The organism is Cellulomonas avistercoris (genome assembly GCF_014836445.1).
In the GTDB taxonomy this organism is placed as follows: Bacteria; Actinomycetota; Actinomycetes; order Actinomycetales; family Cellulomonadaceae; genus Cellulomonas; species Cellulomonas avistercoris.
In genome coordinates this window covers 116249-133455 of record NZ_JACSQV010000011.1, presented here as the reverse complement: position 1 = coordinate 133455, position 17207 = coordinate 116249, and the positions used below count along the sequence as shown (strand labels likewise).

Genomic DNA, 17207 nt, shown 5'->3' with positions numbered 1-17207 from the left:
ACCCATATAGGCCACATCGGGTTGATATGTCCAGTTTAAGGTGATCTCCACCGCACCGTGCGTTCACACCGTCCTGAACGAGGCATCCCATGCAGAGCTTCTCGCGTCTCCGTCACCGCGCCGCTGCGCTCACCGCCGGGCTCGGGCTCGTCCTCGCCGGGGTGGTCGTCCCCCTGGGCGCCGCTCCCGCGGCGGCCGACACGCTCCCGTCCGACACGACGCTCCCCGCGACGGTGAGCGCCGACGGTCTCCCGACGGTGCAGATCGACGGCGTGGTCTGGGACCAGGTCGTCGTGGACGGCGTCGTGTACGTCGCCGGCAGCTTCACCACCGCGCGCCCGGCGGGTGCCGCGCCCGGTGTCGGTGCCGTGACGCGCTCGAACCTGCTGGCCTACGACCTGGCGACCGGGCAGCTCATCAGCTCGTGGGCGCCGTCGGCCAACGGTCAGGTGCTCGCGATCGAGGTCTCGCCCGACAAGAGCCGCATCTACATCGGCGGCGGTTTCACGCAGGTCAACGGCAGCAGCGTGTGGCGCATCGCCGCGCTCGACCGCGCCACCGGCAACCTGGTGCCCTCGTTCCTGCCCAAGCCCGACGCGACGGTGCGCGCGATCGCGTTCTCCGGCAGCACCGTCTACTTCGGCGGCCTCTTCAACGTGGTCGGCACCGAGACGCGGACGCGTCTGGCGGCGGCGTCCGCGGTCGACGGTTCGCTCCTGCCCTGGGCGCCCGCGGCGGCCGGTGCGAGCGGGGTCAACGCGCTCGCCGTCTCGCCGGACGCGTCGTCGGTCGTCGTCGCGGGCTCGTTCACGACGCTCAACGGGTCGAACCGGCCGGGCTACGGACTGGGCTCGGTGAACGCGACGACCGGCGAGTCGCTCCCGTTCGACGCCAACGTGACGGCCGTGCGCAGCGCCGGGGTCAACGGCTCGATCACGTCGCTCTCGGCCGACGGCGACTACGTGTACGGCTCGGCCTTCACCTACGGGCGCGCGGGCGGCACGCTCGAGGGGACGTTCGCCGCGACGTGGGACGGCGGCCAGCTCGTCTGGATGGACGACTGCCACGGTGACACCTACTCCGTCGCCGCCATCGGTGACGTGATCTACCAGGCGAGCCACAAGCACTTCTGCGGCAGCATGGGCGCCTACCAGCAGACCGAGCCGTGGACGATGCGCCTGGCGACGGCCGTCACCAAGGACGTGCGTGGCGTCCTCGGGCGTGAGCCCTACGACTACACCAACCACGAGGGGCGCCCGCGTCCCGAGCAGCTCGCGTGGTACCCCGAGCTCGACACCGGGACGTACACGGGGCAGAACCAGGGTCCGTGGTCGGTCGCCGGCAACGACGACTACGTCGTCATGGGCGGTGAGTTCCTCAACGTCAACGGCCGTCCCCAGCAGGGACTGGTCCGCTTCGCGGTCCCGTCGATCGCACCGAACGCCGAGGGTCCGCGCCTGAGCGGCGGCAAGTTCGACCTGTCCGCCACCTCGGCGGAGTCCGGCGTCGTGCGGCTGCGCTGGACCGCCAACTACGACTGGGACAACGAGGACCTGACCTACGCGCTCATCCGCAACGGGGTCCAGGCGACGCCGATCCACGAGACGGTCGAGTCGTCGCGCTTCTACGACCGGCCGACCATGGGCTACGTCGACTCCGGGCTCGTGCCGGGCACCGAGTACCGCTACCGCCTGCGGGCGACCGACCCGTTCGGCAACGTCGCGTGGTCGGACACCGTGACCGTCACCGCCTCGGGCGCGGTGCGGCCGGAGACCCACCCCTACGTGAGCACCGTGCTGGCCGACGCGCCGGACGGCTACTGGCGGGGTGGCGAGGCCGCGGGCACGGGCTGGCTGACCGACACCGCGGGCTGGAACGACCAGCGCGTGCGCGGCGCGGGCCTCGGCCTCGGCGTCGAGGGCGTGCTGCCCGGCGACACCGCCATGCGGCTGACGGGCGCGGCCACGGGCTACGCCTCGACCGTCCCGAACATCACGTCCCCCGCGGAGTTCAGCGTCGAGGCGTGGATCCGGACGACGACGACGACCGGTGGGCGCATCGTCGGCTTCAGCACCTCGGAGACCGGCACGTCGGACTTCGCCGACCGTCACCTCTTCATGGAGAACTCCGGCCGCCTGCGCTTCGGCGTCCGGCCGTTCAGCGGCTCGCGGGTGCAGCTCGCCTCGACGACCGCCTACAACGACGGCCAGTGGCACCACGTGGTCGGGACGTCCGACCCCACCGGCACGCGGCTGTACGTCGACGGCGTGCGCGTCGCCGAGGGTGCGGCCGTGGCCGGGCGCACCCACGGTGGGTACTGGCGCATCGGTGGTGACACGCTGAGCGGCTGGACGTCCGCCCCGACGAGCACGAGCTTCACGGGGGACATCGACGAGGTCGCGGTCTACGGCCGGGCGCTCGGCCACGGCGAGATCTCCGAGCACGTCACGGCCGCGGGCCGGACCGTGGCACCCCTGCCGCAGGACGCGTACGGCGCCGCGGTCGCGGGCGAGTACCCGGAGCACTACTGGCGCCTGGACGAGGCGACCGGCACCAACGCGGCCGACTCCGGCTCGTACGCGGCGCACGGCACGTACCGCGGGACCGTCGGGCGCGGCGCGGCCGGCGTGCTGGAGGGGGTGGGGTCCGCAGCCTCGTTCAACGGGTCGAACTCGCGCGTCACCAGCAACCGCAGCTGGTCGAGCCCGCGCATCTACTCGCTCGAGACCTGGTTCAGGACGTCGTCGGGCACCGGGGGCACGATCCTCGGCTTCGGCAACAGCCAGACGGCGACGTCGACGTCGTACGACCGGCAGGTGCGCACCGACAGCACCGGCAGGGTGTCGTTCTCCGTCCTGGCGAACCCCGGCTGGGTGCACGTCGTGTCGCCCGGCACCTACCGGGACGACGCGTGGCACCACGTCGTGGCCACCCAGTCGCCCAGCGGCATGAAGCTCTACATCGACGGTCAGCTCGTCGGCTCCGACCCCGAGACCGGCAGCCGCACCCTGACCGGCTACTGGAAGGTCGGCGGTGACACCTCGGTGCTCGGCCCGACCTACTTCACCGGCCTGGTCGACGAGGTCGCGATCTACAGCCGCGAGCTGTCGGCCGTGTCCGTCGCGCAGCACTACGCGCTCGGCTCGGGCGAGATCATCGAGATGCCGCCGACCGCGCGGCTCACGACGACGACCGAGGGCCTCGACGTGGCGGTGGACGGCTCCGGCTCCACCGACCCGGACGGCACCATCGCCTCGTGGGCGTGGGACTTCGGTGACGGCGGCACCGCCACGGGTGCGACGGCGTCGCACTCCTACGCGGAGGCGGGCACGTACACCGTGACCCTGACCGTCACGGACGACCACGGCCTGACGTCCAGCGCGACGCAGGACGTGACCGTCGAGGTGCCGCCGGTGCGGCCCGTCGCGGCCGACACGTTCGAGCGCACCAGCACCTCCGGGTGGGGCAGCGCGCAGGACGGTGGGGCGTGGACGTACCAGGGCAACGTGGCGAGCTTCTCGGTCGCCTCGGGCGTGGGCCGCATCTCGGTGCCCACGGCCGGCGGCGGGCGGTCGGCACTGCTGGCCACGCCTCAGGTGACCGACGTCGACGTGTCGGCGACGGTGGCCACGACGACGGTGGCCAACGGTGGTGGGGCGTTCGCCTCGCTGCTGGGTCGCCGGGTGGGGACGGCGGACTACCGCGCGAAGGTGAGGATCGCGGCGAACGGTCAGGTGACGTCGTACCTGGTGCGCACGACGACGGCGGAGACGACGCTGACCAGCGTGGTGGTGCCGGGTCTGACGTTCGCGGCGGGTGACCGGCTGCAGGTGCGGCTCGAGGTGACGGGGACGTCGCCGACGACGCTGCGCAGCAAGGTGTGGAAGGTCGGCACGACCGAGCCGGCCGCGTGGCAGCTGACGACCACCGACTCGGTGGCGGCCCTGCAGGCACCCGGCGGCCTCGGTGTCATGGCCTACGTCTCGGGCAGCACGACCAACCTGCCCGTCGTCGTCACGGTCGACGACCTGCTCGCGGTCGCGCCGGGCACGCAGGTGCCCGTCGAGAACGTGGCGCCGGTCGCCGCGTTCACGGCGCAGACCGACGTGCTCGGGTTGAGCGTCGACGGCTCGGGCTCGACCGACGCCGACGGCACCATCGCGTCCTACGCGTGGGGCTTCGGTGACGGCGGGACCGCCGAGGGTGCGACGGCCTCGCACACCTACACCGCGAGCGGGACCTACACGGTCACGCTGACGGTGACGGACGACGACGGCGCGACCACCTCCACGTCGCAGCAGGTGACCGTCACGGCGCCGGTGCCGAACCAGGCCCCGGTGGCCGCGTTCACCGCGGCCGTGGACGGTGCTGCGGTGGCGGTCGACGCCTCGGGCTCGTCCGACGGCGACGGCACGGTCGCGTCCTACGGCTGGGACTTCGGTGACGGCGGCACGGCCGCCGGTGCCACCGCGTCCCACAGCTACACGCAGTCCGGGACGTACACGGTGACGCTGACGGTCACCGACGACGACGGTGCCACCGGGACCACGTCCCAGGCGGTCACGGTCACCGTCGACGACCCCGCCGAGGAGCCCGTGCTGGCGCTCGACACGTTCGAGCGTGCGGTCACGGGCGGCTGGGGCACCGCGGAGAACGGCGGCGTCTGGACCCGGTCCGGCTCGGCCGCGCGGTTCACGGTGGCCGATGGTGCCGGGAAGATGTCGCTCGCCACCGCGGGCTCGGGGCTGGGGTCCTACCTCGACACCGTCGCGCAGACCGACGTCGACGTGTCGGCGACGGTGGCCACGACGACGGTGGCCAACGGTGGTGGGGCGTTCGCCTCGCTGCTGGGTCGCCGGGTGGGGACGGCGGACTACCGCGCGAAGGTGAGGATCGCGGCGAACGGTCAGGTGACGTCGTACCTGGTGCGCACGACGACGGCGGAGACGACGCTGACCAGCGTGGTGGTGCCGGGTCTGACGTTCGCGGCGGGTGACCGGCTGCAGGTGCGGCTCGAGGTGACGGGGACGTCGCCGACGACGCTGCGCAGCAAGGTGTGGAAGGTCGGCACGACCGAGCCGGCCGCGTGGCAGCTGACGACCACCGACTCGGTGGCGGCCCTGCAGGCGCCCGGTGGCCTCGGTGTCATGGGGTACGTCTCGGGCAGCTCGACGAACCTGCCCGTCGTGGTCACGGTCGACGACCTCGTCGCGGTGGCGCCGGGCACGCAGGTGCCCGTGGCGGCACCGAACGCCGCCCCGGCGGCCGCCTTCACCGCGCAGACCGACGGCCGCACGCTGGCCGTCGACGGTGCGGGCTCCACGGACTCCGACGGCACCGTCGCGTCCTACGCCTGGGGCTTCGGGGACGGCGGTACCGCCCAGGGTGCCACGGCCTCGCACACCTACACGGCCGACGGCACGTACACGGTGACGCTCGTCGTGACCGACGACGGCGGTGCGACCGCCTCGACGTCGCAGCAGGTCACCGTGACCGGGCCGGTGGTCGAGCCGGTGGACCCCGTGGACCCCGTGGACCCGGTGGATCCCGTGGACCCGGTCGACCCGGTCGACCCGGTGGACCCCGTCGATCCGGTCGACCCGGTCGACCCGGTCGACCCCGTCGACGAGCCGCTGCTCGCGCTCGACACCTTCGAGCGCGCGGTGACGGCCGGCTGGGGCACGGCCGACAACGGGGGTGACTGGACGACGGCCGGCTCGGCCTCGCGGTTCACCGTGGCGAACGGTGTCGGCACCATGACTCTCGCGAGTCCCGGTGCCGGTCTGGGGGCCTACCTCGGTACCGTCGCCCTGACGGACGTCGACCTGGGCGCCCGGTTCACGACGCCCGTCCGGGCGGACGGGGGCGGCGTGTTCGCCTCGCTGGCCTCCCGCCGGGTGGGCACGGCAGAATACCGGGCAAAGGTGAAGATTGCGGCAAACGGGGGGATCACGTTGTACCTGACACGAGCCGACGGGGCCGAGACGACTCTCGCGACGGCCAACGTCCCGGGCAACGTGGCCGCCGGGCAGGCCGTGAACCTGCGGTTCGCGGCGTCCGGCGTGGCACCGACGACGCTGCGCGCCAAGGTGTGGCCGGACGGGGCGACCGAGCCGACGGACTGGCAGCTGACGGCGACCGACGCGACGCCCGCGCTGCAGGCGCCGGGCGCGATCGGCTTCGTCACCTACCTGTCCGGCTCGGTGACCACGGCGCCGTTCGTCGTCACGGTGGACGACCTCGTGGCGAAGCTCCCGTGACGCCGGGCAGTCCCGGGCCCGGGGGCGAGGGGGGCCGGGACGACCGCGCGGCGGTCGTCCTGGTCGCACACCCGGGCGCCGAGCTCTACGGCTCGGACCGCGTGATGCTGGAGACGGTCCTCGGGCTGCTGGCCGCCGGCCGCCGCGTCGTGGTGACCGTGCCGGTCGACGGCCCGCTGCTGGCGGACCTCGCCGCGGCCGGCGCCGAGGTCGTGCGCACCCCGACGTTCGTGCTCCGCAAGAGCGCGCTGCGGCCCGCGGGGCTGGTCCGGGCCGTCGCCGACGTCGTGCGGGGCTCCGTCCGCGGCTGGTCGCTGCTGCGGCGGGTCCGGCCCGACGTCGTGTACGTCAGCACCGTGACCGTCCCGCTGTGGGGCCTGCTCGGGCGTCTCGCGCGGCGCCCGGTCCTGTGGCACGTGCACGAGGCCGAGGGCAGCCAGCCTGCTCTCGTGCAGCGGGTGCTCGTCGCGCCGCTGCGGCTCGCGACCGGGGTCGTCGCGAACAGCCGGTACAGCGTCGACGTCGTGCGTCAGTCGTCCCCCCGCACGGCGGACCGGATGAACGTCGTGCACAACGGGGTCCCCGGGCCGTCCGACCCGGCGCCGGCGCGGGCGGAGATCGAGGGTCCGCTGCGACTCGTCTACGTGGGCCGCCTGTCGGCGCGCAAGGGTGTCGACGTCGCCGTGGAGGCGGTCGGCCTGCTGCGCAACGGCGGCGACGACGTCGTGCTCGACCTCGTCGGTGCCGTGTACCCGGGGTACGAGTGGTTCGAGCAGGCGCTGCGGGAGCGCGCCGCCGCGCTCGGGGTGAGCGACGCCGTGCGGTTCCGGGGCTTCCAGCCGTCGGTGTGGCCGTTCCTCGCGGACGCGGACGTCGTGCTCGTGCCGTCGGTCGTCGACGAGCCGTTCGGCAACACCGCCGTCGAGGCGATCCTCGCCGCGCGACCGCTCGTGGTGAGCGCGACGAGCGGCCTCCTGGAGGCGGCCGCCGGGTACGCGTCGGCACAGCAGGTGCCGCCGGGCGACCCCGAGGCGCTCGCCGACGCCGTCCGTCGGGTCCGCAAGGAGTGGGACCGCCTCCGGGCGGACGCGCTCGCCGACGCCGCCCTCGCGCGCGAGCGGCACGCACGCGAGGAGTACCGCCGCCGGATCGTCGAGGCCGTCGACGACGTGGCCCGGGCGAGCGAGTGACGGCGGTCACGCGACCCGGGCCGGGGACGGCGTCGGCGGCGGTGCGGTGGAACTCGCTCGCCGTCGTCGGCAAGCAGGTCTTCATGTTCGGCGCCAGCATCGTGCTGGCCCGGCTGCTCGGCCCCGAGACGTACGGCGTCATCAGCGCCGCGATGATCTACGTGACGTTCACGATGCTCCTGCTCGACCAGGGCCTGGCCGCCGCGCTCGTGCAGCGTGCGGAGCTGAGCCGGTGGGCCCCGGGCGTCGTCGCGACCGCCAACCTCGCGTCCGCGGTGCTCCTCGGCGTCGTCACGTGGCTCGCGGCACCGCTCGTGGCGGACTTCTTCCACGACGAGCGCCTCGCGCCGGTGCTGCAGCTCCTGGGTGCCGCACTGTGGCTGAAGGCTCTCGCGATCGTGCCGCGGGCGATGCAGCAGCGCGTCCTGACCTTCCGCGCGATCGCCGTCGCGGACGTCGCGGGAGCGCTCGTGGGTGCCGTCGCCGGTGTCGTCGCCGCCTACCTCGGCGCCGGGCCTGCCGCCGTGGTCGCCATGGTCGTGGCGACGGACCTGGTCGTCGCGGCCGTCCTGCTGCACGCCGAGCGCGGTCCGGTCCCGAACCTGCACGTGCGCGAGCTGCGTGAGCTCCTGCCGTTCGGCGCCCGGGTCATGGCGACCAACGGCATCGCCTACTTCTCGCGCAACATCGACAACATCCTCGTCGGGCGGGTCCTGGGCCTGTCCGCCCTGTCGTTCTACGGCATGGCGTACCGGGTCCTGGTCATCCCCGTCCAGCTCATCGCGCAGACCGTCTCGCGCGTCATGTTCCCCGTGTTCTCACGCCTCGCGGACCGCCGCGACCTGCTCGCCGAGAACCTGCTGCGCACCACCCAGCTGCTCGCGCTGCTCGCCGTCCCGCTCATGGGGCTGGCCGCCGCGGGAGCCCACGAGCTGGTCCACGTCGTCCTCGGGGTGAAGTGGCTGCCGTCGGCCTCGTTGCTGACCGTGCTGGCGGTCGCGGGCGCACGCGAGACCGTGCTGTACGTGACGTCGCCGCTGATGAAGGCCACCGGCGAGGTCAAGCTGCTCCTCCGCTACGAGATGCTCGCGACCCTCCTCCAGGTGGGGGGGATCGTGGTGGGCCTGCGGTGGGGCACCCTGGGGGTCGCCCTGGGGTACACGGTGGCGGGCTTCGTCCTGACCCCCGTGCTCCTCCTCGTGCAGCGCCGCCTCACCGGCGTGACGGGCCGCGACCAGGTCCGCGTGGTCCTGCCGCCCGTCCACGCCGCGCTGTGGGGGGCCGCCGCGTACGTCGTCGTCGCGCGGGTCCTGGACGGACCGCTCCTCGTGCTCGTCGTCGGTGCGGTCTGCTACGTCGCCGTCGCGGCGGGCGTCCTCCTCCTGGTCCACCGGTCCTCGACCCTCGAGGGCCTGACACGTCTGCGGCGCCTGGCGACGGGCCGGTCGTGAGCGGGCGCGCGACGACGCCGGACCCGACGACGCCCGACCCGACGACGGAGGCCATGACGTGACCACGACCGACCCGACCACGGCGACCGACCCGCAGGCGGTGACCCGCCGCGTGACCGTCGCGATGCTCACCTACCGGCGGCCGGACGACCTGCGGACCGCCCTGCCGCTGGTGTGCGACCAGCTGCCCGCGAGGGACGCCGAGCTGCTCATCGTCGACAACGACCCCGACGGGGGTGCACGGTCCGTGGTCGAGTCGTTCGGCGACGCCCGCGTCCGGTACGTCCACGAGCCGACGCCGGGGATCGCGGCCGCACGCAACCGCGCGCTGACCGCGGCGGGCGGTGACGTCCTGGTCTTCATCGACGACGACGAGCGCCCCTCGCCCACCTGGCTCGCGTCCCTGTTGGAGGTCCACGAGCGCGAGGGCTGCGCGGCGGTCGTGGGGCCGGTCGTCTCGGAGTACGAGGTCGAGCCCGACCCGTGGATCCGCGACGGCGGGTTCTTCGAGCGGCGCCGCCCCGCGACCGGTGCGGTGGTCGAGGCCGCGGCGACCAACAACCTGCTGCTCGACATGGCGGTGGTCCGCCGGCTCGGACTCGACTTCGACGTGCGCTACGGCCTGACCGGCGGTTCGGACACGCTGTTCACGCGCCGCCTCACCGCCGCGGGCGAGCGCATCGTGTGGTGCGCCGAGGCCCCTGTCGTCGACGTGGTGCCCCGGTCGCGGCTCACGCGGCGGTGGGTCCTGCAGAAGGCGCTGCGGTCCGGCAACTCCTGGAGCCGCACCTCGATCGAGCTCGCGCCGCCCGGGGTCGCGGGTCTCGGGGTGCGTCTGCGGCTGCTCGGTCAGGGGGGCGCGCGGATCGCCGGCGGCGCCGCTCGCACGCTCCTGGGCGCGGTCACGCGCAACCGTCGGCACGCGGCCGGCGGTGCCCGCGTCCTCGCCCGCGGGGTCGGTCTGGCCACGGGGGCGACCGGGTGGATCTATACCGAGTACCGACGTCCCACCACTCGACGGAGTACCCCCTCCGTCGCAGGTGGGAGCCCCGATCGAGGGACGGCCGACCGCCCTCGCACGCCCTGAGACCCGGATGAATATGCGGATCGGGGCATTGGATGGGTTCCCCGTGTGGCCTAGTGTGTGCTCCGCCACGGGGTCTGACAGTCGCTCGTGTGGCGCAGCGGTCGTGCGGATGAGCACGCCGCGCCAGTGATCGCCGAGATCCGGGATCGCATCTTGGCCGCCGGCCCGACCGGTGGGTACACGTGAGGGGAGCGACGTTCATGCGTCGACACGGAAGACACTCGATGGCGGTACGGCGGACGGGACCCGACGGTGCCGTCCGACGCTGGGGGCTGGGGACGGCGCTCGTCGCGGTGGTCGTGGGCGTGAGCACCGCGTCCGCGAGCCCCGGTGCCGTCCCGGTGGCCGCACCGGCTGCCGTCGGGTCCGTGGTCCCCGCCGCGAGCGTGTCGGCCGAGAACACGTCCGCCCTCGGTGCCGGGTCGGTCCTGACCACCACGGACCCGACGCGGCTCCTGAGCCGCACGGTCCTGGGACCGGGTGCCACCCACACCGTGTCGGTGCCGGGTCTGCCCGGTGACGCCCGCGCGGTCGTCGTGAACCTGACGGCCACGGACGCGTCCGTGCCCACCACCGTGACGGCCTGCTCCGGATCGGGCTGCTCCGTCGGCTCGGCGGTCTCGGCGCGGCCGGGCATGCCGGTGTCGCGCCAGGTCGTCGCCCCGGTCGTCAACGGCAAGGTCTCGCTGCGGAACTCCGCCGGCACGGTCTCGGTGTTCGTCGACCTCTCGGCGTACGTGCGTCCCGCCAGCACGCAGGGCGGCGAGGAGTACCTGCCGACGCCGCAGCGACGCGTCCTGTCGTGGCAGCTGCTCGGGGCCCGCGGCACGAGCGTGCTCCAGCTCCCCGACGTGCCCGAAGGTGCGACGGCCGTGGTCCTCGACGTCGGCTACTCGTCGGCGACCGCCCGGTCGTTCCTCTCGGTGTGCCCGGCCGACCAGTCGGCCACGACGTGCGTGCGCACGTCCGCGATCCAGACGGTCCCCGGCGTGAACCACTCCAACTCGGTCGTCGTCCCCGTCGACGCGGCCGGGCGGGTCAAGCTCTACAACGACGCGGGCAGCGTGCGTGTCAACGCCGACGTGCAGGGCTGGTACGTCGCGCGGGGCTCGACGGACGTCGGCGGCGAGCTCGTCGGGGCGTCCGGCGCGATCGCGACCCGGCTCGCGTCGGCCGGTGCGACCCGCACCGTCACGCTCCCGGGCGTGCCGGCCGGGGCGTCGTCCGCGGTGATCGTCGTCAGGTCGACGTACGCCGCCGGGGGCACGGGCGTGTGGGCCTGCCCCGCTGCCGCCGTGGTGGCACAGTGCAAGACGGCCTCGGTGCTCAACCCGCTGCCCGGGTACATCACGGACAACGTCGCGTACGTCGAGCTCGGCGGCAGCAAGGGCAACCAGATCACGCTCGGCTCGACGACCGCAGCAGCCGACATCACGGTGAGCGCGCTGGGCTACACCATCCACGCCGCCGCGGCGGAGCCGACGCCCGAGCCCGAGCCCGAGCCGACCCCGACGGCGTCGCCCAAGCCCACCGCGAGCGCCTCGCCCAAGCCGTCGGCGAGCCCGTCCCCGACCGCAGCGGTCACGGGCGGCAAGCCCGGCGCGAGCAACACGGGCGTGCCCGCGGGCCTGAGCCTCAAGCGGCACGACGGCGACATCGTCGTGACCCAGGCCGGCACGGTGATCGAGAACATGGACATCCACGGCTTCATCACGGTGCGGGCTCCCGACGTGACGATCCGCCGGTCGATCGTGCGCGGCTCCGGCCCCGGCACGACGAACATGGGCCTGGTCAACTGCAACCACAACGCGTGCAGCAACCTGCTGGTGGAGGACGTGACCCTCGCCCCGAAGCAGCCGTCGGTGTGGCTCAACGGGCTGTTCGGCCACGACTACACGGCGCGCCGCGTGAACACGTACCACGTCGTCGACGGCTTCCAGATCCACAACGTCCGCAACAACGGCGGACCGGTCAACGTGGTGATCGAGAACAGCTGGTGCCACGACATGAGCTACTTCCACAAGGACCCGAACCACGACAACACCGAGACCCACAACGACTGCATCCAGATCCAGGGTGGGACCAACATGAGGATCACGGGGAACAACCTCGAGTCCTTCATGGCGACCCAGGCCGGCGACCAGAACTACGACGCGCGCAACCGCGGCTCGGCGCTCATGGTCACGCCCAACGCGGCGCCGGTGTCCAAGGTGACGATGACGGGCAACTGGCTCGACGGCGGCTACGCGTCGGCCTACTTCTCGACCTCGAAGTTCGGTGCCATGAACTTCGGCACCTTCAGCGGCAACATGTTCGGCCGCAACCAGTACGACCACGGCCGCGGCTCGCGCTACCAGATCCGCATCGCCGACAGCGGGGTCACGTTCGACAACCCGCTGACGACGAACAAGTGGGCCGACGGCTCGGGCAACCTCGCCGAGGGGCGTGACGCGGGCATCCGCTTCGGCTCCTGACACGGCGCGTGAGCACCGGGGCGGCGGTCCGACCGTCGCCCCGGTGCCCACGTCGCGGGCGGGCCTGGCGCCCGTGCTGCCCGAGGTGGCAGGCTCGGGCGACCGATCCGTTCCCGAGGACAGGGCATCGATGAACCTCCGGCGTCTGCGCAACGGCGAGCCCGTCCTCCCTCGCGTCCTCGCCCGGGTCGAGCTCGAGCTGAACCCGCGTGTCGCGCCCGCGCGAGCGCGCCGCCTGGAGCGGCTGAACGAGACGTCGGACCGCCCCGTCACCGGGGACGCGCCGGTCGTCGTGAGCCTGACGACCTACGGCGCGCGCTTCTCGACCGTGCACCTCACGATCGAGTCCATCGCCCAGGGGCGCCGGCGCCCCCGCAGGCTCGTGCTCTGGCTCGACGACCAGCGTCTGCTCGACGCGCCCACGCCCGGCCTGCAGCGGTTGGTGGCCCGCGGCCTCGAGATCCGGATGGCGCGCAACGACGGCCCGCACACGAAGTACGTCCCCCTGCTGTCCGACGCCGACCTCGGGGCCCAGGACGTCGTCGTCACGGCGGACGACGACGTGCTGTACCCGCGGGGGTGGCTCGCGGCGCTCGAGTCGGCGGCCCGGCGCGACCCCGGGTCGGTGCACTGCTACCGCGCCTACCGCGTGCGCACCCGCCCCGACGGCACGCTCGCGCCGTACCGGACCTGGCGGCCGTGCCTGTCGGCCGAGCCGCGGTTCGACAGCTTCGCGACCGGGGTCTCCGGCGTCGCGTACCCGCCGCGGATGATCGAGGCGCTGCGTGCCGCCGGCACCCGGTTCCGGGAGTGCGCGCCCCACGCGGACGACGTGTGGCTGCACGCGGTGGCCGTCGAGACGGGCGTGCGGGTCCGGCAGCTCGCGCGGCAGCCGCGGCACTTCCCGGTGCTGCCCGGGTCGCAGGAGAGCGGGCTGCGCAACGCGAACGTCACGGGTGACGGCAACGACCCGCAGATCCGGGCGACGTACTCAGCCGACGCGCTGCGGCGCCTCGGTGCGGTCGGTGGCGTCACGACCCCCTGACGCCCCGTCGCCCGCGCGATCGGGCGGTGCGCCGTACCGGGCCACCCCCAGGGCGAGCGCGGTCCACAGCAGCGCGCCCGACGCGGACCGCGCGGCCAGCGCGTTGTACGTCATCGGCAGCAGGAAGGCGACGGTGGCCGCGACGCGCGCCCCCGGCAGCGGCGCGCGCCGGGTCCACGCCTCGATGACGAGCAGGGCCTGCGCACCGAAGTACACGAGCGCGAACAGCGTGCCGATGTCCACGGCGTACATGAGGAACGAGCTCTCGAGGCTGGTCTGCAGCCCGCCCAGGGCGGCGTACCGGTAGCTGGCGGTCAGGCCGTGCCCGACGACCGGGTACTCGTGCCACGTCTCGGCGAAGAACCGGAAGGCGTCCGTGCGGGCGCCCGCCGACCCCTGGTCGTCGGCGAAGCGCGCGGCCACCCCGGTGACGATGCCGCTGCCCAGCAGCGCCGCGGTGCCGGCCCCGAGTGCGCACAACGACAGCAGGCGCACGTGCGGGGGCGCCTGCGAGCGGAGCACGACCCACACCGCGAGGACGCCGACGAGCACGACGCCGGTGCGGGACTGGGTGACCACGGTCCCGGCGCAGAAGAGGGCGACGAGGGCGAACTGCACGCCCGCGCGCCGCAGCCCCACGAGCAGCGGGGTCGCGACGCACAGCAGCATCGAGAGCGTCAGCGGCGAGTCGAGCGTGCCCATCCACCGGTCGAAGTCCTCGCGGAACCAGTACCGCGTCGCGAACTGCGACTCGTAGAGCAGCGCGCTGCCCGTCGCCCACTGCGCGATCGCGAAGGCGGCCGACACCGCGGCGAGCCCCAGCACGACGTCGCGAGCCCGTCGGGCGCCACGCGGGTCGTCGTCGATGCCCGCCAGCAGGAGCAGGAACATGAGCGTCGGGACGACGACCACGTCGACCAGCAGGGCAAGGCCGCCCGTCCCGCGCTGCTGGGTCGTGAGGGCAGCGACGGCGATGACCAGCCCGAGGGCGACCACCAGGTGGATGCGCCGCGCGACGACGCGCGCGAGGTCGTGCGGTGCGTGCAGGAGCTGCACGGCGACGACCGCGAGGACCAGCCAGGACGCGGGGTGGATGCCGAGGAGCCCGGTGCTGTGCCCGGTGAGCAGCGCCCCCGCCGCGGCCGGCACGACGACCCACAGCACGAGCGCGACGAGGGTCGCGTCCAGGGGGCGACGCCGGGCGAGCCACGCGAACGCGGCGCAGGCCAGGAGCCACGCTCCGAGCAGCGCCACGGGTCAGTCCGACGCGGTCGGGCCGCGGTCCGCGCCCCGCCCGACGGTCGCGCCGCCGTCGGGCGCGGGTGCGGGCAGGAAGGCGCCGCCGGAGCCTGCGCCGGGCCCCGCAGCGCTGCGCGCCGCGGGCGCAGCCCCTGCCGGACCCGTCGGACCCGTCGGACCCGCCGGGGTCGGCCGGGGTGGCGGGGACGCCGGGGTGCGTGGCATCGTGCGGCCGTCGTTCTGCGAGTAGGCCACCCCGGCCGAGCGCAGCGGCGCGCCGTTGATGATGACGCCCGCGAGCGGCGCGTCGACGACCCGCAGCGACTCGACCGCGAGCCGCGCCTGCTCGCGCGTGGTGTGCCCGTAGCGGACCACCAGGACGACGCTGTCGGCGTGGGCCGCGACGATCGAGGCGTCCGTGACGGGCAGGGCCGGGGGCGTGTCGAGGATGACGACGTCGAAGCGCTGGCGCATGCGCTGGATGAGCGCCCGCATCCGGTCGCTGCCGAGCAGCTCCGAGGGGTTCGGCGGCAGTGTGCCGGAGGGCAGCACGAACAGGCCGTTGGGCCCCCACTGCTGGATGACCTCCGACTCCTCGACCTGCCCCACGAGGACGTTGGTGAGCCCGACGGCCCCCTCGAGGCCCAGGGTCTGCGACACGCGGGGGCGCCGCAGGTCGGCCTCGACGAGCAGCACGCGGCGCCCGCTCTCGGCGAGCGCGATCGCCAGGTTGCAGCTCGTGGTGGTCTTGCCCTCCCCGGCCAGCGGCGAGCTGACGACGATGACCTGCATCCGGTGCGTCGCCGCGCTGAACGTGAGGTTGGTGCGCAGGCGGCGGTAGGCCTCCGCGCGGGGCGACCCGGTGTCGGACGCGGCGACGAGGCCGTCCGAGCGCGCGGCGTCGCGGCGCCGGCGCCGGTGCTGGACGGTGATGGTCGAGAGCGTGGGCAGCGAGGTGGCGGCGCGCACGTGCTCGGGGGTGCGCACGGTGCGGTCGAGCACCTGCCGTGCGATCGCGAGCGACACCCCGAGCGCCAGGCCCGCGAGCAGGCCGACGCCCAGGTTGAGCGCGGGACGCGGCGAGACGGCCGACGTGGGGGTCGTCGGCCCGGAGATGACCGTGAGCGACACGGTCGCACGGCTCGCGGCGTCGGTCCGCTCGAGCTCCTGCACGAGCGGGCCGAGCTCCTCGGCGATGGCCTCGCCGATCGCGTGCGCACGCTCGGGCCGGGTGTCCCGGACGACCGCGCTGAGCAGGATCGCGTCGGGCTGGGGCGTCGCGGTGATGCGCGCGGACGCCTCCTGGGGTGTCAGGCCGAGGTCACGTCCGGCCACGATGCGCTCGGCGAGCCGGCCGCTCGTCAGGACGCCCGCGTACGCGGCGACGCGGCGCTGCGCGAACTCGTCGGCCTGCAGCGCCGTGCCGGTGTCGCTCGAGGCCGCGACGAAGAACGTCAGCGTGCTCTCGTACTCCGGCGTCGCCCGCGCGGTGACGGCGAACGCCGCCCCCAGGGTCGTCAGCAGGGTCAGCACGACGATCCACCAGTTCTTCCGGATCGCTCGCAGCTGGTCGGTCAGCTCCACGTAGTGCTCCTCGCCCCGTGCCCGCCCCCGACGGTCGGCGCGTGGGCCGAGCGCCGGCTGCCCGTCGGAAACATCCTCACACACCGCACTTGTCGGATGAGACCGTTCAAACCCGTCCAGACCGGACATCACCCGCTTGCCCGGCCGGTTCACCTGTGCGCCGCACGGACGTCCCGGTGCGTCGAGCCCGACGTGGTGAGGGCGGGTCTCGCGCCGCGGGTCAGGCGAACTGCAGCGTCAGCATCGGGCGGAACGCGGGGTTGCCGGAGTCGACCGAGGAGAACCACAGGTTGTCCGCGCCGAGCGACGAGACCGTGAGCGTCGCAGGTGCCCCCAGGAAGGGCGCGAGGCCGGCCGAGAGATCGGACGACAGGTAGGCCGTGCTGAGATCCGTCGCCCCGGTGATGGTGCCGATCGCCGCTCCCACGGCCGGACGGGCGGCGTGCGTCAGCGTGCTCTCGGCCCACGGCGTGGTGATGGCGCTGACCTGGTGCTCGTCCAGCGAACCTGCGTACGCGGCGGTCGTGGTTCTCACCTGCAGGTGCGCAGCGACGAGTGTCAGGCCCTCCGGCGCCGCAGGCAGCTCGAACGCCAGGTACGACGCGTAGCTCAGAGAACCACGGGACGCGAGCGACGTGCTCGTCCCGTACGCCGATCCCGGCGCCCCCTGGTTGGAGTACGTGTCCGACGTGGGCGACAGGTTCACGTTCACGGCGTCGCCGCCGGGGACCGGGACGTCGGCGCCGGCTGCGGCGGCGGGTCCGGTGTTGCCGGCGGCGTCGCGTGCGACGACCTGGTAATGGTGCGTGCCGGGTGCCAGTCCGGTGTCGGTCCAGGTGGTGCCGGTGACCGTGGCGACCAGGGTGGCCGCGCCGAT

General features: G+C 73.8%; 9 protein-coding genes. 6 read left to right on the top strand and 3 right to left on the bottom strand.

The genetic code is table 11. The features are described from left to right. The first annotated feature begins 89 nt into the window (after window positions 1-89). From H9657_RS13380 to H9657_RS13355, 6 genes are all read left to right on the top strand, one after another. Complete coding sequence (locus tag H9657_RS13380; protein WP_191783913.1) at window positions 90-6260, top strand: PKD domain-containing protein; 6171 nt, start codon at window positions 90-92, stop codon at window positions 6258-6260. Next, window positions 6257-7450 (top strand): glycosyltransferase, encoded by a 1194-nt coding sequence (locus tag H9657_RS13375; protein WP_318241488.1) that lies wholly within the window; start codon window positions 6257-6259, stop codon window positions 7448-7450. The genes H9657_RS13380 and H9657_RS13375 overlap by 4 nt, the downstream gene beginning before the upstream one ends. Window positions 7451-7491: 41 nt before the next feature. Continuing rightward, complete coding sequence (locus H9657_RS13370) at window positions 7492-8901, top strand: lipopolysaccharide biosynthesis protein (protein WP_318241487.1); 1410 nt, start codon at window positions 7492-7494, stop codon at window positions 8899-8901. Window positions 8902-8959: 58 nt separating this feature from the next. Next, window positions 8960-9988 carry a glycosyltransferase family 2 protein gene (locus tag H9657_RS13365; RefSeq protein WP_318241486.1) on the top strand — a complete coding sequence of 343 codons (1029 nt, stop codon included), beginning with the start codon at window positions 8960-8962 and terminating at the stop codon, window positions 9986-9988. Between the two features lie 305 nt (window positions 9989-10293). Beyond that, the gene (locus H9657_RS13360; protein WP_191783911.1) at window positions 10294-12462 is read left to right on the top strand and encodes a hypothetical protein; all 2169 of its coding nucleotides are present in this window, start codon (window positions 10294-10296) and stop codon (window positions 12460-12462) included. Window positions 12463-12592: 130 nt separating this feature from the next. After that, on the top strand, window positions 12593-13507 hold the full coding sequence (locus tag H9657_RS13355; protein WP_191783910.1) for a glycosyltransferase family 2 protein: 915 nt from the start codon (window positions 12593-12595) through the stop codon (window positions 13505-13507). On the opposite strand, the gene H9657_RS13350 is transcribed toward H9657_RS13355, so the two are convergent. The 3 genes from H9657_RS13350 to H9657_RS13340 form a co-directional block, all read right to left on the bottom strand. Then, window positions 13454-14761 carry a hypothetical protein gene (locus tag H9657_RS13350; RefSeq protein ID WP_191783909.1) on the bottom strand — a complete coding sequence of 436 codons (1308 nt, stop codon included), beginning with the start codon at window positions 14759-14761 and terminating at the stop codon, window positions 13454-13456. The two genes, H9657_RS13355 and H9657_RS13350, sit on opposite strands and share 54 nt — an antisense overlap. A gap of 3 nt (window positions 14762-14764) precedes the next feature. Continuing rightward, window positions 14765-16330: a polysaccharide biosynthesis tyrosine autokinase gene (locus tag H9657_RS13345; protein ID WP_191783908.1), complete on the bottom strand. Its 1566-nt coding sequence runs from the start codon at window positions 16328-16330 to the stop codon at window positions 14765-14767. Between the two features lie 220 nt (window positions 16331-16550). Then, window positions 16551-17207: DNRLRE domain-containing protein (locus H9657_RS13340; RefSeq protein WP_191783907.1), on the bottom strand; the 657-nt coding region annotated here is incomplete at its 5' end.

Excerpts from the sequence above, each read along its gene's own strand:
- H9657_RS13380 (WP_191783913.1), top strand. The coding sequence starts at position 90 with ATGCAGAGCTTCTCGCGTCTCCGTCACCGCGCCGCTGCGCTCACCGCC.
- H9657_RS13355 (WP_191783910.1), top strand. The coding sequence starts at position 12,593 with ATGAACCTCCGGCGTCTGCGCAACGGCGAGCCCGTCCTCCCTCGCGTC.